This is a genomic window from Winogradskyella sp. 266wxhm, from assembly GCF_058964685.1.
In genome coordinates this window covers 3,891,754-3,907,400 of the sequence record NZ_CM179559.1, presented here as the reverse complement: position 1 = coordinate 3,907,400, position 15,647 = coordinate 3,891,754, and the positions used below count along the sequence as shown (strand labels likewise).

The following is a 15,647-nucleotide window of genomic DNA, read 5'->3' as shown; positions in this document are numbered from 1 at the left end:
TAAAAGAGTGTTAAATGTCTATTGCAAATGACTTAAAACAAAAGTAGAACCATCGACATAAGCTGTGCCAAAACTAAGAGTATTTTCCTCAATCCAAAATTCGTTTTTATTACCATTTAAGAATAAAAATTCATACATCTGATCATTATTGTCACAATTTGAATTCAAACAATCCAATTCTATAGAATAATTCATTGTTTCAGAATTAATATCTGAAATGTTACTTATAATTTCTAAGGTTCCATTTGAATAAAATTTATAAATAACATCTTCGGGATTGTATAAAGTTTCTGTTTGACCTGCAAAACCATTAAGAATAATTTTATCGAGTTGCCATTTACCAACGATTAAATCATTACTTGAATTATCGTCATCTTTAGAGCAGTTGGTTAAAAGAAATAGCAGAAAAGGTAGGAACAAGTACTTTAATTTCATAATAGTTTAGTCTTTGATCATATTAGTAAGACGTAAAAAATTGAAAAGGTTGCATCAAAAAATGTTAAAACTAGGCGAGCTCTAATGCAATCTCTATCATATTTCTAAATGTAGTCTCTCTTTCCTTACTGGTTGTTTTTTCACCAGTAACCAAAGAATCTGAAATGGTTAGAATTGCCAAAGCATTAACATTGTGTTTTGCAGCTACGGTATACAAGCCAGCAGCTTCCATTTCAACACAAAGTACACCAAACTTAGACCATTTTTTATAGGACTCCATATCGTCTTCATAAAACTCATCAGAAGATAATACATTACCAGCTTGAATAGGAATATTCTTAGCCTTTGCAGCTTCAACAGCTTTGATAAACAAATCGAAATTTGCAGTAGGAGCATAGTCTGCACCACCAAATCGAAGTTCGTTAACACCAGATGTAGAAGAGGCAGCCATAGCTAAGACAACATCTCTGATTTTTACATTCTTTTGATATGATCCTGCGCTACCAACTCTAATAAGATTTTTTACACCAAAATCTTTAATAAGCTCATTGGCATAAATTGATATACTAGGAATACCCATTCCTGTTCCCATGGTTGAAATGGGTTTCCCATTATATGTACCTGTATAACCATACATGCCTCTTACTTCATTGAAGCAAATAGGGTTTTCAAAAAAAGTTTCAGCTATCCATTTAGCTCGTAATGGATCTCCAGGTAATAAAATAGTTTCTGCTATATCGCCTTTCTTGGCACCAATGTGTACACTCATGCCGTAAATTTACATATAAAGAATAATTAATAAGACGAATAAGATGGTAAATCTTCCATCATTGCAACACCTGATGAAGTTCCTATTCTATCCACACCAACATCAATATATTTTAATGCAGTTTCTGCATCTCTAATACCACCAGAAGCTTTTATTTTCAAATGGTCTCTTACGGTTTTACGCATAATCTTTACTGCAGTTAGCGTCGCACCACTTTTAGAAAAACCTGTTGAGGTCTTTACAAAATCGGCTTTAGCATCAATACAGATTTCACATGCTTTTACAATTTCATTTTTAGAAAGCTCACTGATTTCTAAAATTACTTTTAGAGGAGTAAGACCAATGGCTTGTTTTACGTCGGTAATATCTTTTAAAACGGCAACATGGTTTTGGCTTTTCATACGGCCAATGTTTATTACCATATCAATCTCGCTAGCTCCTTGCTCAATAGCTTTTTTAGCTTCATAGACTTTAGCTTCTGTAGACATCGCTCCCAAAGGAAATCCTACAACGGTACAAATCTTAACATTAGATCTGCCCAAAGCTTGTTTTGCTATGGGTACATAACAGCTGTTAACACATACGGAGTAAAAATTATATTTAATAGCTTCTTCACACAGTTTTAATATGTCTGATTCAGAGGCAGAGGCACTTAATAAAGTGTGGTCCAAATACTGGTTTAATTCCATTATATATCTTTAAAATAGGGTTATAAAAATTATCAGCCATAGTAACTCCCAGAAATTGAGGGAATTCTATAACAAGTCTTAATAGAATTTAAGTTATGTTGGAATTAATAGCTCGACAAAATTAATGATTTCTTCGTTAAAAAGTAACTCTGCATTTTTAATTTTATTATGCATTTCATCGATTTATTGTTAATAACTTTTTAAATGGACTCATTTTAAATAAGATAGACTAACAAAAAAAGTAAGACTTAAAATGTGCTTTTTTAATTAAAAATAGTGGTTTAAAACCTGATTTTTATCAGTATTTATGGTATTTGAGACGTTTATTTTTGACGGAAATAAATAACTTAATTATATCATGAAAAAAATACTATTATTTGTACTAGCAATCGGTTTTACGTTTAGTGTTAAAGCTCAAGAAGAACAATCAACAGGAGATTATAATAAATGGCAAGCTAGATTTAGGCTTATTTCTGTAATTCCATCACCTAGTGATGATATAGATGGTGCAGATGTAGACATAAGTACATCTTTTGTTCCTGAATTAGATTTTACATATTTCTTTACCAAAAACATTGCTGCAGAACTTATTTTGGGAACAACAAAACACAATGTAGATGTTGAAGGCACAGATTTGGGACATGTTTGGTCATTACCTCCAACTTTAAACTTACAGTATCACTTCTTTGCAGATAATTTTAAACCTTATGTAGGTGCAGGTGTAAATTATACATTCTTCTATGGTGTTGATGAAGGTGATGTCGCTGGTATGGATTATGAGAATTCTTTTGGTTTCTCATTACAAGCTGGTTTAGATTATAATTTAAACGATAAATGGTTTTTAAACTTAGATATCAAAAAATTATTTCTATCGACAGACGTAGATGTTGATTTAGGAGATGCTACTTTGCCTGTTGAGGTTGATATAGATCCATTAATCATTGGTTTAGGGGTTGGTATGAAGTTTTAAACCAACTTTAATTTTCATAGTAATTGAAAAAGAGTCTCAGAATGAGACTCTTTTTTGCTTTTAATTAAATCTTTAGGGTTGGTCTAAGGAAAAAAGTACTAAACAGGGATTTCAGAATTTTCCTTAGAGATGATGTGATGCACCCATTTAATGGCTTCATCAAGAGAATCAAAAACACCAAAGGGTTTTTTAAAGAATTGCTTTTCGTATTCCGCATTAGACTTTTTTAAGTGATTGTTGGGAATAATTGCAATCGCAACTAAATTTGAGATGTTTTCAATTTCCTTGTAAACCAAAGGGTTAACAGAATAAGAGGTCATGCGATTAGAAATATAAGCTACATTTCTACCTTTAAAGTTTTCTTCCAAAACTTCTTTCAAGGCATCGGTTTCTTTCAAATCAATGATTACTCCTTCTTTTACTTGTTTAATGAGAAAGTCGTCAAAAACAAAAACCTCAGCGTGACCAATGTCATAGTACTTAAATATTCCCATAACAAATTGATTTTATTTACACACAGAATTATCATATTAATGTACTCAAAAAAAACAACATAAAAAAGCAACACGCCTTTTAATTGCTCAAAATTTGTGTTGCTTTTACCAACCAATCATTATAAAGACTGTTTGCGTTGAAAATTGTTACAGATATTACAATTCTTCAACCACTAAATCTCCTTGATTTCTAAAAACCAATTGTCCGTCAAACTCATCAAGAAGAATTATACTATCTGTAGTTACTTTGCCAGCTAATATTTCTTTACTCAATTGATTTAATACTTCTTTCTGTATGACTCTTTTTACTGGTCTTGCACCATATTCTGGATTGTATCCTTTTTCTGCCAAATAAGCTTTCGCTTCTGGAGTAGCATCAAAAGTGATACCTTGATGAGCAATCATTTTTGTAATGCCTTTCAATTGAAGGTCTACAATAGAAACAATGTCTTCCTTGGTTAAAGGTGTAAACATGATGACATCATCAATACGGTTTAAGAACTCTGGTCTTACACTTTGTTTCAACAAACCTAAAACGTCTACTTTGGCAGCTTCCATCGCAGATGGAATATCTTTTGTAGCTTCAAAACGTTCTTGGATGATATGGCTTCCCATATTAGAGGTCATGATGATAATGGTGTTTTTGAAATCTGCAATACGACCTTTGTTATCTGTTAAACGTCCTTCATCCAATACTTGTAATAAGATGTTAAAGGTATCTGGATGCGCTTTTTCAATCTCATCTAGCAATACTACTGAATAAGGCTTACGTCTTACAGCTTCGGTTAATTGCCCACCTTCATCATAGCCAACGTATCCTGGAGGCGCACCAACTAATCTACTCACCGCATGACGCTCTTGATATTCACTCATATCGATACGCGTCATGGCATTTTCATCATCAAACAAGTATTCTGCTAGTGCTTTTGCTAATTCTGTTTTACCAACACCTGTTGTACCTAAGAATAAGAATGATCCTATTGGTCTATTTGGGTTTTGTAAACCAGCTCTAGAACGACGCACAGCATCACTCACGGCTTCAATGGCTTCTTCTTGGCCGACCACACGCTTATGTAATTCGTCTTCAAGTTTTAAAAGCTTTTCGCGCTCACTTTGTATCATTTTGGTTACAGGAATTCCTGTCCATTTGGCAACAACATCAGCGACATCTTCATAAGTAACTTCCTCTTTAATTAAGGCTGTTTCTTGTTGTTCTGCCAGTTGTTTTTGATACGCTTCAAGCTTTTCTGTGGCTTCTTTTATCTTTCCGTAACGGATTTCTGCAACCTTACCATAATCACCTTCACGCTCTGCTCGTTCAGCTTCAAGCTTATAGTTTTCTATTTCTTGCTTTATGTTTTGAACGTTTTCAACTGTTTCTTTTTCAGACTTCCATTTGGCATTAAGCTCGTTACGTTCTTCTTTAAGATTAGCCAATTCAGCTTTTAAGGCTTTTAATTTGGTTTCGTCCTTTTCACGTTTTATAGCTTCGTGCTCAATTTCAAGCTGCATAATCTTACGGTCCAGGACATCCAATTCCTCTGGTTTAGAGTTTATTTCCATACGTAATTTAGAAGCTGCTTCATCCATAAGGTCAATCGCCTTGTCTGGTAAGAAACGATTGGTAATGTATCGGTTTGATAACTCTACAGCACCAATAATAGCTTCATCCTTGATACGCACTTTGTGATGTGCTTCATACTTTTCTTTAATACCACGAAGGATGGAAATGGCACTCTCTGTATCTGGCTCATTTACCGTTACCTTTTGGAAACGTCTTTCTAATGCTTTGTCTTGCTCGAAGTACTTTTGGTACTCATCTAGCGTAGTGGCACCAATAGCTCTCAGTTCGCCACGTGCTAAAGCAGGTTTAAGGATGTTTGCAGCATCCATTGCACCTTGGCCACCACCTGCGCCAACAAGGGTGTGGATTTCGTCAATGAATAGGACGATATCACCTTCGCTAGTGGTTACTTCTTTAATAACGGCTTTAAGTCGCTCTTCAAACTCACCTTTATATTTCGCGCCAGCAATTAATGCTCCCATATCCAAAGCAAAGATTTGCTTGTCTTTAAGGTTCTCAGGAACGTCACCATCTATGATACGATGTGCTAAACCTTCTGCAATGGCAGTTTTACCAGTACCAGGTTCACCAACCAAGATAGGATTGTTTTTGGTACGTCGTGATAGGATTTGAAGTATTCTACGAATCTCTTCATCTCTACCAATAACTGGATCTAGCTTACCATCTTGTGCTAATTGGTTAAGGTTTTTAGCGTATTTATTTAAAGAGTTATAGGTTTCCTCTTGACTTTGAGACGTTACTCTATCTCCTTTACGCAGTTCCTCAATGGCTGAGTTGAGTCCTTTTTCTGTAACGCCTTGGTCTTTTAAAATCTGGGCGATTTTACTGTTAGACTTAAATATTGCCAAGATTAAATGCTCAATAGATACGTAGTCATCATTCATCTTTTTGGCGATGATCGATGCTTCGTTGAGGGCTTTACTTGCTTCTCTGGAAATCATTAGCTCTGCACCAGAGACTTTAGCAAAACTCTGTAGTTCTTTGTCTAATATTTGTTGTAATAAAGACACATTAACATTCAGCTTTTTAAGGATGAATGGTAGTACGTTTTCATCAACTTCGAATAGCGCTTTGAATATGTGCTCGTTTTCTATTTGTTGATGACCAAAGCCTTGTGCAAGCTGTTGTGCTTGCTGTATGGCTTCTTGCGATTTTATGGTATAATTATTAAAGTTCATATAGTATTTTGTTTTAGTGTCATTGCGAGGACGTAGGACGTGGCAATCTGTTGAAGGATTCTTCGCTTACGCTCTGAATGACACCTTTATTGTTTTAATTTATTATTCTGTTTGATTACCTTTAGGCAATTATCTTACCATTTATGTTTGGTAAGACAAAAACGACAAAATGACTGGTTTTATTAGTATTGTAGTGACTTTTTGTCTGTGATTAGTTGTGGTTATATCTGGGTATGACCCAAGATTGATACGCTTTAAACTCGACTTAAACCTGAATTAGACCCGAAGTAGATACGGATGAACTTTATGTTTGAGATTGCTATAATGTGGTTTTGAGGTCATGGAGGTTCTCGATACATAATGCTGCGCATTTCACTCGAACTGACATTAAAAAATAGATTTAAAATGTTTAAAAAATTGTTTGGCTCATCTGAGCCTAAAGAAGAAAAAATACTGCCTTGGATTGCTTTGAACAGCATAGACCAATTGGATATTATTGAAGAGAAATCTAAAGGGAAAACGCAGCTTATTTTTAAGCACTCTACGCGTTGTGGGATTAGCAGAATGGTGATGAACCAGTTTGTAGCTGCCTATGATTTGGACTTAAATACCGATTTGTATTATTTGGATTTGCTGAGTTATAGAGAGGTGTCTAACGAAGTGGGTTACAAGTTCCAGGTGATGCACGAGTCTCCACAACTTTTGGTGATACGAAATGGAGTAGTGGTGGCGCATGCGAGCCATGGTGGGATTATTGATATGGATTTAGAGAAGTTTATTTAAGTATATGAGAAATTGTGTTTAGTTAAAAATTACTATACATATCTATAATTTAATGAGAACGGAATTATATCTTAAAGTAAATGATAAGCTAAAATAAACTTCGATTTTTGAAAGAGAAATTCAAAACATATTATGATTCTTATCTCAAACTATTTACTCATTTAAGCTTAGAGGAGTTAGAGATTTTACGCTCACAGTTAGAGATTAAAGAACTAGGTAAAAAGGACTTTTTTTTAAAAAGAGGGGAAGTTCAAAAACATATGGGTTATGTGTGTAAAGGCTTATTAAGAAGATACTACATCAATGAAAAAGGTAACAAAATAACAACTGGCTTTGTTAAGGAAAATGAATATGCAACGGATTATCCTGCATTTATAAGGCAAAAACCAACAAAATATTACATGGAGTGCCTTGAACCATCCGTAATTATTGAATTGTCTTACCAAGATATACAAGAAGGATACAAAAAATTTAAAAACAATGAAATGTATGGAAGGTTAATTGCGGAGTATGTTTTGACAGTGCAAACTGATAGAGTGGAAAGTTTTTTGTTTGAAAATGCCGAGCAAAGGTATTTAAACTTCATACATGACAATCCTGATATTATTAATAGAATAAGCTTAACTCATTTAGCCTCTTACTTAGGTATTGAAAGACAATCATTAAGTAGAATACGAAAAAAAATTGCTAAAAAGTAAAATTGTCACAAATGTGTCAGGTTCACTTCATTATTGATTTGCAATTTTACAGTGTAATTTAAAATATTGTAAAAATGACATCAATTAAAAAACTTATCAAAATAGTACTTGTTATACAGTTAGCTTATCTACCTTCCTTAATATTTGCGCAAAGCAAAACAGTAGATAGCAATATTCATGAAAAAGTTAAGACACGTACTGAACTTATCTTTGATAGCTTGGTGAGCATCAGAAGAGATTTTCATACCTATCCTGAATTAGCTGAGCAAGAAAAACGGACTTCAACTAAAATAGCAACTTATCTTAAGTCATTAGGATTAGAAGTACATACAGGTGTTGGAGGTTATGGTGTTGTTGGAATTTTAAGAACAAACAAAAAAGGTAAAGGGATTGCATGGAGAGCTGATATTGATGCACTAGCTTCTGACCATCTTGATGTTGTTGACTTTTCTTCAAAAAATGAAGGAGTAAGACATATTTGCGGACACGATGTGCATACCACTATTGGGCTTGGGATAGCAAATGTATTAACAAGTTTAAAAGAAAACCTAACAGGAACCATTTATTTTATTTTTCAGCCAGCAGAGGAAAATTGGGAGGGAGCAAAAGCTATGTTAAATGATGGCTTACTAAATATAATAAGTCCAGACGAAATCTATGCATTACATATTGCACCAATGTCTGAAGGGATGATTAGCACCAAGGCAAGAAACCCATATGCGGATTATAAGGGAATTGAACTTACTTTTAAAAACGTTGAGAATAACACAGAGCTGATTAACTATACAAAAGATTTACTTTTAAACCTTCAGAATGTTTCAGCTGACAGTAAATTCTGGGATAATAGAAATTTATTAGACCCTAATATTGGACTAGGTAATCCTAATACCATTTTTAAAGGCTATGTTACTGTTAACACTAATATTGCGGTTAAAGAAAATGATGACGAAATTTCGATAAGAGCCTACCTAAGTGCAGAAAAAGAAACTCAGCTAGACATACTTTTAAGCGAAATAAAAAAGACATTTAAAGCCTCTGACTACGCAGATCAATTTATTAATGGTGCTTTTTATTATGAAACCTCATTAGTTCTTAATGATGCTCAATTAACCTCATCAGCAATGGCTTCAATTGGTAAAATTTACGGAAATGAACATGTTCTTCCTCTTTACGGAGCTATACCAGATGGCCGTGGTGATGATTTCTCATTATTTCAACGTGAAATTCCGGGAGTCTATTTTTTAATGGGAGCATCTAATTTTGAAAAAGGTATAATTTCCATGCCACATTCGCCAAATTTTGCGGTTGATGAAAATAGTATAGCCTCTGGAGTTAACTTTTTTTCTTCAATGATTATAGAAAGACTGAAATCATAAATTATTAAATGTTGTAGCGATTGCATACAACAGTTCATAGGTATTAACACTATAGTTTTTAGGTAATATATCTAAAACTACTTAAGCTTATGTATTGCCTTTTGGTTTAAAATGGCGAACTTCGCTTATCAAGTATCATAGTTCATTCAAACGTAATTATATCTTAGCGATGTATACAATTTAAACTAAAAACATGAAATACACCTACAACCAGATATGTATTCTATTATCAATACTTTTTTTATCTGCATGTAATAATCCACCAGAATCTAAAGTTAATAAAGAATTTGTTCCTCAATGGGCTAAAAACGTGGTATGGTATCAAATTTTTCCAGAGCGTTTCAGAGACGGAGACTCAACTAATAATCCGACAATAAACGATTTAAAAGGAGCGGATCCTAAAGAACTACCTAAAGAATGGGAGGTTCATCCATGGGGAAGCGATTGGTATGCCTTACAAGACTATGAGAAGGCAAACGGAGAGCCTGAATTGTGGAAACATATTTTAAGAAGACGTTATGGAGGAGACTTACAGGGAGTTATAAATAAACTAGATTACTTACAAGATTTAGGCATCACAGCTATTTATTTAAATCCCGTTTTTCAGTCGCCCTCGTTACATAAATATGATGGCGAAAGTTACCATCATATAGACCCTAATTTTGGTCCTGATCCAGAAGGTGATAGGAAATTAATAGCATCTGAAAATCCTTTGGATCCATCTACTTGGGTTTGGACGAGTGCTGATAAACTAGCCTTGCAATTAATTGATGAAGCGCATAGCCGTGATATGAAAATCATTTTTGATGGTGTGTTCAACCATTTAGGTTACAATAGTTTTGCTTTTCAGGATGTGGTAAAAAACCAACAGAATTCGCCGTACAAGGATTGGTTTATGATTAAGTCTTGGAATGATGAAGAAAAAGGAACTGAATTTGATTATGAAGGCTGGTTTGGAGTAAAATCGCTTCCAGAATTTAAAGAAGATAGTACAGGAATTGTAGAAGGTCCTAAAAAATATATTTTCAATGCTACCCAACGCTGGATGAATCCTCAAAACAAGGGTATTGAACACGGCATAGACGGATGGCGACTAGATGTTGCCTACTGTATTGGTCATCCATTTTGGAAAAAATGGAGAAAACATGTTAGATCAATTAACCCTGAAGCTTATATGACAGCTGAAATTGTTGATGATCCAGAAAAAGTGACGCCATATATGCAAGGAGATGAGTTTGATGGAGAAATGAACTATAATTTTGCATTTGCCTCAGCAGAATTCTTTTTCAATACAGATTCTACTAAAATTAATGCGAGTACATATGCTCAAAAATTAAAAGCTCTTAGAGACTTATATCCTGAAGGTGTGGCTTATGTTTCTCAAAACCTTTTTGGTAGTCATGATTCTAATAGAATTGGTTCACACATTGTAAATCGTGATAGGGGAATTGGAAATTTTAGAAACTGGGGAACATATTTTAATGCTTCGGTAGCAGGAAACAATCCTAATTATTCCACACGGAAACCTCAAAAAGAAGATATTGATTTGCAAAAACTGTTTGCCATTATGCAAATGACCTACGTAGGCGCACCTATGATTTATTATGGTGATGAAGTTGGAATGTGGGGAGGTAATGATCCGGATTGTAGAAAACCGATGATTTGGGATGATATTGTGTATGAAGATGAAGTTTTTAATGCAGATGGTTCTACTCACAAACCAGATAAGGTTGAAACCAATACCTCTTTATTTAATCACTACAAAAAGCTCATTTCTATACGAAATGATCACCCTTCACTACAACAAGGTACATATAAAACAGTATTTACGAATGATGCTAAAGGTATTTTTGTTTTTGAACGCCAATATGAAGGTGAAAGCATAGTTGTTGCCATCAACAATGGAGGTGAAGAATTCATTTTAGATATTCCAGAGTTGAGAACTCATTGTATGGTAGACTTATTAAGTGAAACTGTTTTTGATGGCGATAAAATAATAGTTCCAAATAAATGGGGAATGATATTAAAAGCCTGTCAGTAGTTTATAAGAAAAAGGCATATACTAATGGGTTATAATTTATTGTAGCTCAACTTTTAGTGATACGAGAAGGAGTAGTGGTGGCGCATACCAGCCATGATACGATTAATGTTATGGACTTAGAGCAGTTTGTTTAAAATGTACGGACTTTACGTATTGACTTATAGTTTATTAAAAGTTAAGTTTGCCTTTTAACAGATATAGTTCATTGAAATGAAACTGTGTCTTGACGTTAGCAATAATTTGAACTGAATGAATAAAATAACCTCAAAAATAATTGATAATTTACCAGATGTCATCAAAAATGTTGCTGACTGGACAAAGAATAATTTTGAAGAAAATGCTCAAGATGTATTAGAGAATTCTACTGGTACTGCTGGAATAATAATTAAGTTGTTTGGTAAAACACTGATAGATAAATACTTTGATAAACTTGAGAAAAATAAGCTCAAAGATTTTGGAGAAAAAGTATATCTTAAGTCAGCCTTTATTCAAGCAAATAATTCAATTGAAAAAATTGAAGATGATTTAACTAACTTGTTATCTGCCAATGAATTTTCTTTGATTTATGAATCAATAGTCGACAAAGAAATTAAAACGTTTCATTCTTCTAATATACTACTAATATTTCAACCCGAATATCATCCATCTATAAACTTTGTAAAAAACAATTATGTAAGTATTCTTAAAAAACTTGGTATTAATACAAGTGTAATTAATAAATTTCTTTTAGATTTTAATTCAAATATCAGCTCTGAAGTTGAAAAAAATTTCGGCAAAAGTTATGAGGAGCATTTAAAACTAATTTCTGAATATGCATTAGGAAAAAACGAGACTAGATTACTTTGGGATACGTCCAAATTAGGTGTAATAGGATTTACTTCTAATGAAAATCTTAAATATGAGGAAACATTTGGCATATGGAAAGATGTAAATACTTTCAAAAGTTTTGAAAGCGAGAATGAGAATTTATATGAGGAAAATGATGATGAAAATGAAAAAGAAAAAAAATTAAATCCAGTATTAGAATTGATTGAAGAATATTTTAAAATCAATTCAGAAAACAACCTAGACAAAATTTTATTTATAGTGGCAGATTTTGGTAAAGGTAAATCGGTTTTTCTAAAACATTATGCTTCTGAATTAGCTAAAAAATACATTAATACTAGAGAGGGTGAATTTCCAATCTATTTTAATCTGCGAAATTTTCATAATTATTCACACAACACAAGACTTGGAGTAATTGAAGATTATTTATTAACTGAATATGCCATTGATATTAAATCAGATGAATTTGCCAAAAAGAAATATGTGTTTTTAATAGATTCATTAGATGAAAGTGGCGAGTTAAATAAAGTGAGTATTGAGAAAGTTATTAACTCTATTCAACAAATACAAAATATTGATAAACAAAAATATAGGACTAATAAAATTATAGTCACTACAAGACCTTTTGACGAAGGATTGGACCAACACTTAAAATGTCATAAACCCAAAACCAGATTAAATAAAGCAAAAAGAGAAATTCCTCAATTTATTTCGATATATGGTTTCAAAAAAAAACAATTCAATGATTGGCTAATTTCCTCCATAAAAAATGCACCAAGAATCGATATATCAAAAACAAGTGGAATTATAAATAAAATATTAACAGCTGTTTATGAAGATGGGGAATACGACATTTACAAAGCATTAGTTGAAAATAAAACATTGTCAAAAAGCGAATTAAGAAGACCCATTTTTGCTTATATGATTTATCAACTAATCTTAAATAATGTAAATTTTCTTGAGGTTGGTAAAATAGGAGTTTATTTATCATTTCTAAATCTTCTTTCGAAAGATGCAAAGCATATTAACGATCCTAGTTATCACGTAAACTTAAGTGAAGAATTTGAGTATCGAAATTTGCTTCATTCAATATCAGCATTATGGATGTTTGAAAGACATCAAGGTAAGCAAGGTTCATTAAAAAAAGCTGATATATGTCGAGTTCTTGACGGAGATAACCGCCACGAATCTGACAATGAAATATTAGAACGCTATAAAAACAAAAAGGTTACAGAAATTGAATTTTTATCTCATTCATATTTTGGCGAAAATGATAATAAATTACATTTTCAACATCAATCCTTTGCCGAGATACTATTGGCTGAGTATTACTTGAAAGTATTTATTAAATACTCGGTAGACAAAGATTTCAATATAGCAGAAGCCAGAGCAAAACTTCTTCTGGGCTTTCCAACTGAACAAACAATTAGATTTTTAATTGACCTATTAATTTTATTAAAGGATTCGACAAACGACACAAAAGCTTCTGAAACAGTTGAAAAAAGAAAACTATTATTTCCATTATTAGCTACGCTGGCAACAGAAAAAAACAATAATCTATTCTGTAATAGCTTATACTACGAGTGGTTTAACAAATACCCTATAAAACCCGATGAAGTAGAATATCCAATAGAACTAATTGAAGATTGGGCTTTTAATAAAGCTAAGATAGACAAGATACTTTATTTGTGTAAGGAAATTATAAACTCAAATAATACTTACTTGCTTACAAAAAGTGATTTAAAATCATCATTATACGACAATGAGTTAACGTTAATCCAAAATACCTCTATTTATGAATTACCTCTTGATTTTGATAAATGGATAGCTTTACTAGTTGGAAATAAACTTTGTAATGACTTAAGCAATATTAACAAACCTGTGTTATTTAATAAAGAGTATGAAATAAACCCAAAAAAGTTATTTGATTTAATAATTCAATCTACTAATAGAAGAACAAATGAAAACAATATTCCAGAATGGGGTAGAAATTTATTTAAAGGAATTGATATGAGTCAAATTGACGAGCGTACTTCTTTATATGCCGTTTTGAATCATCTAGATTTCTCATTTAGCTACCTTAAAAACATTGATTTCAGTGGTTGTGTATTAGGTGACACGAAATTTAATCATATAACTTTAGTTGATGTGGATTTTTCACATAGTTATATGTGGAGTACTAGCTTCAAGAATATAAACTTCATCGAAGGTTGTAGATGTTGGAATGCAGTTATTTCTGGTTTACTTATTCCTTTTAATTTAATGCCAAATAAAAGAAGAGAAATTAGAGAGAATGTAATGTTTAAAAACATTAAAATTCCAAATATACCTGATGATGAAAAGGGCAAATTTGAATTCAGATATTTTAGAAATGTTACATTGATTACAACTGAACTATTTGCTTATTTTTATGCTAAAAAGGATATTTCAATCAGAAAAATAAACGAGCTTGTTAAATTTCAATCACCTGAAATGAAAAAAACATATTTAAATGAAATAAAAACTATTGTCAACAATGTATATAAAAAATAGAGATTTTTGGTGCTTAAACGAAAGATGATTAATAAAATAAAGGTCAGTTATAGACTGAAAAGTAATTACTTAAAATTTGCTACTATTCTTATACGTTACCGATAAGCACATTAAAAAAAACCTCTCACATTTTGGCAAGCTCAATGACCATGAGAGGCTTTTTATTTATTCTATAACATAAGAATTCATAATGCGTTTGAGCTTTAGTTTTAGATCTTCACCTTTGTCGTAAATCATTTGTTCTTCTGTTAGGAAGGGGACCTAACGGTTGTTTAGAAAAGGCAGTAAATCGTTATCTAAAGCTCTACGGTATCCCTGTGTATTGGCATAGATATGCTCAAAGATAAACTCGCTCACTTCTGAAAATTTGCTATCGCATAGTTTGCACTGCGTGCTCGTGTCCTAATCGGAATTGCTTTACCATTTCCAGAATTTCAATAGATTAAAAATCATATCTTTAGAGAAACTAACCTCTAATGATAAAATTCTTTAGAAAATTTAGACTAAAGCTTCTGTCTGAAAATAAATTCAGTAAGTATCTGATTTACGCAATTGGAGAAATTATACTTGTAGTTATAGGCATTTTGATTGCCCTTCAAATCAACACTTGGAATGAACGAAAAAAGAACTCCAAGAAAGAATATTATCTATTACAACAATTGCAAAAGGAATTTGAAAAGGATAGTAGCCATATTGAAACACAGGCTTGGTTGACTAACTTAAAAGTACAGGATGGGATGAGAATAAGACTATTTTTAGAAGGAAAGAACAACCTCCGAGCTGATTCTTTAGTAAGCCTCTTGTTCTATAATAGTAAAGCCTTGCTCTTTAATAGTAGCACACCAACGTATGATGAAATCATTTCTTCGGGAAATTTGAGTCTTATTAAAAGTGAAAATTTGAAAACAAAAATTTCAAATTACAAGAGTAGTATTAGGGCTGCCAATTCATTTTTATTTACGGAAGCTCATAAGCATAAAGAGAAGTATAATGCTCATTTATACAAATATTTTGATGCAGAAATAATGGCGCACTTGTGGAAAAATTATAATAGAGAAAATAGAATAATTTCAAATAAAGATTTAGAGCATTTTAAAACAGACATTGAAGGCTTTAAAAATGATTCCAACTCCAAGTACCACGTCAGCACACTGATAGGTGTAGACGCAGAATTAAACTTTCAGTACACTGAAAGAATAAACATGCGCATTTCTGAAATTTTAGATGATGTAAGACTAGAGTTGAAGAAATTTGAGAATTGAATTTTAATAA

Annotated in this window: 12 protein-coding genes; 7 read left to right on the top strand and 5 right to left on the bottom strand. The window is 32.4% G+C overall.

The window, feature by feature from the left end:
- Nucleotides 1–18 precede the first annotated feature (18 nt).
- The 3 genes from AC2H4K_RS17645 to deoC all read right to left on the bottom strand — a co-directional run bounded on the left by AC2H4K_RS17645 (nt 19) and on the right by deoC (nt 1,893).
- A complete protein-coding gene (locus tag AC2H4K_RS17645) occupies nt 19–435 on the bottom strand; it encodes a hypothetical protein (RefSeq protein WP_281141011.1) in 417 nt (138 codons plus the stop codon).
- A gap of 70 nt (nt 436–505) precedes the next feature.
- Nucleotides 506–1,204 carry a purine-nucleoside phosphorylase gene (deoD, locus tag AC2H4K_RS17640; RefSeq protein WP_281141010.1) on the bottom strand — a complete coding sequence of 233 codons (699 nt, stop codon included), beginning with the start codon at nt 1,202–1,204 and terminating at the stop codon, nt 506–508.
- Nucleotides 1,205–1,230: 26 nt separating this feature from the next.
- Nucleotides 1,231–1,893, bottom strand: a complete 663-nt coding sequence (deoC, locus tag AC2H4K_RS17635) for a deoxyribose-phosphate aldolase (protein ID WP_281141009.1) — start codon at nt 1,891–1,893, stop codon at nt 1,231–1,233.
- A gap of 358 nt (nt 1,894–2,251) precedes the next feature.
- On the opposite strand from deoC, the gene AC2H4K_RS17630 reads away from it, so the two are divergent.
- Nucleotides 2,252–2,863, top strand: coding sequence for an OmpW/AlkL family protein (locus AC2H4K_RS17630; RefSeq protein WP_281141008.1), 612 nt, complete (start codon nt 2,252–2,254; stop codon nt 2,861–2,863).
- Nucleotides 2,864–2,961: 98 nt separating this feature from the next.
- Here AC2H4K_RS17630 and AC2H4K_RS17625 read toward each other — a convergent pair whose 3' ends face one another.
- On the bottom strand, nt 2,962–3,357 hold the full coding sequence (locus tag AC2H4K_RS17625; protein ID WP_281141007.1) for a hypothetical protein: 396 nt from the start codon (nt 3,355–3,357) through the stop codon (nt 2,962–2,964).
- Between the two features lie 156 nt (nt 3,358–3,513).
- Nucleotides 3,514–6,120: an ATP-dependent chaperone ClpB gene (gene clpB, locus AC2H4K_RS17620; protein ID WP_281141006.1), complete on the bottom strand. Its 2,607-nt coding sequence runs from the start codon at nt 6,118–6,120 to the stop codon at nt 3,514–3,516.
- A gap of 405 nt (nt 6,121–6,525) precedes the next feature.
- Here clpB and ytxJ point away from each other — a divergent pair, with 405 nt between their 5' ends.
- From ytxJ to AC2H4K_RS17590, 6 genes are all read left to right on the top strand, one after another.
- Entirely contained in the window at nt 6,526–6,903 is a 378-nt protein-coding gene (ytxJ, locus tag AC2H4K_RS17615; protein WP_281141005.1) for a bacillithiol system redox-active protein YtxJ, read from the top strand.
- 107 nt (nt 6,904–7,010) lie between these two features.
- Entirely contained in the window at nt 7,011–7,601 is a 591-nt protein-coding gene (locus AC2H4K_RS17610) for a Crp/Fnr family transcriptional regulator (RefSeq protein ID WP_281141004.1), read from the top strand.
- Between the two features lie 74 nt (nt 7,602–7,675).
- The gene (locus AC2H4K_RS17605; protein ID WP_281141003.1) at nt 7,676–8,977 is read left to right on the top strand and encodes a M20 metallopeptidase family protein; all 1,302 of its coding nucleotides are present in this window, start codon (nt 7,676–7,678) and stop codon (nt 8,975–8,977) included.
- A gap of 193 nt (nt 8,978–9,170) precedes the next feature.
- Nucleotides 9,171–11,018: a glycoside hydrolase family 13 protein gene (locus tag AC2H4K_RS17600; RefSeq protein ID WP_281141002.1), complete on the top strand. Its 1,848-nt coding sequence runs from the start codon at nt 9,171–9,173 to the stop codon at nt 11,016–11,018.
- Between the two features lie 249 nt (nt 11,019–11,267).
- A complete protein-coding gene (locus AC2H4K_RS17595) occupies nt 11,268–14,375 on the top strand; it encodes an NACHT domain-containing protein (protein WP_493742655.1) in 3,108 nt (1,035 codons plus the stop codon).
- A 476-nt stretch (nt 14,376–14,851) separates the two neighbouring features.
- On the top strand, nt 14,852–15,637 hold the full coding sequence (locus AC2H4K_RS17590) for a DUF6090 family protein (protein WP_281141000.1): 786 nt from the start codon (nt 14,852–14,854) through the stop codon (nt 15,635–15,637).
- Nucleotides 15,638–15,647: the final 10 nt, after the last annotated feature.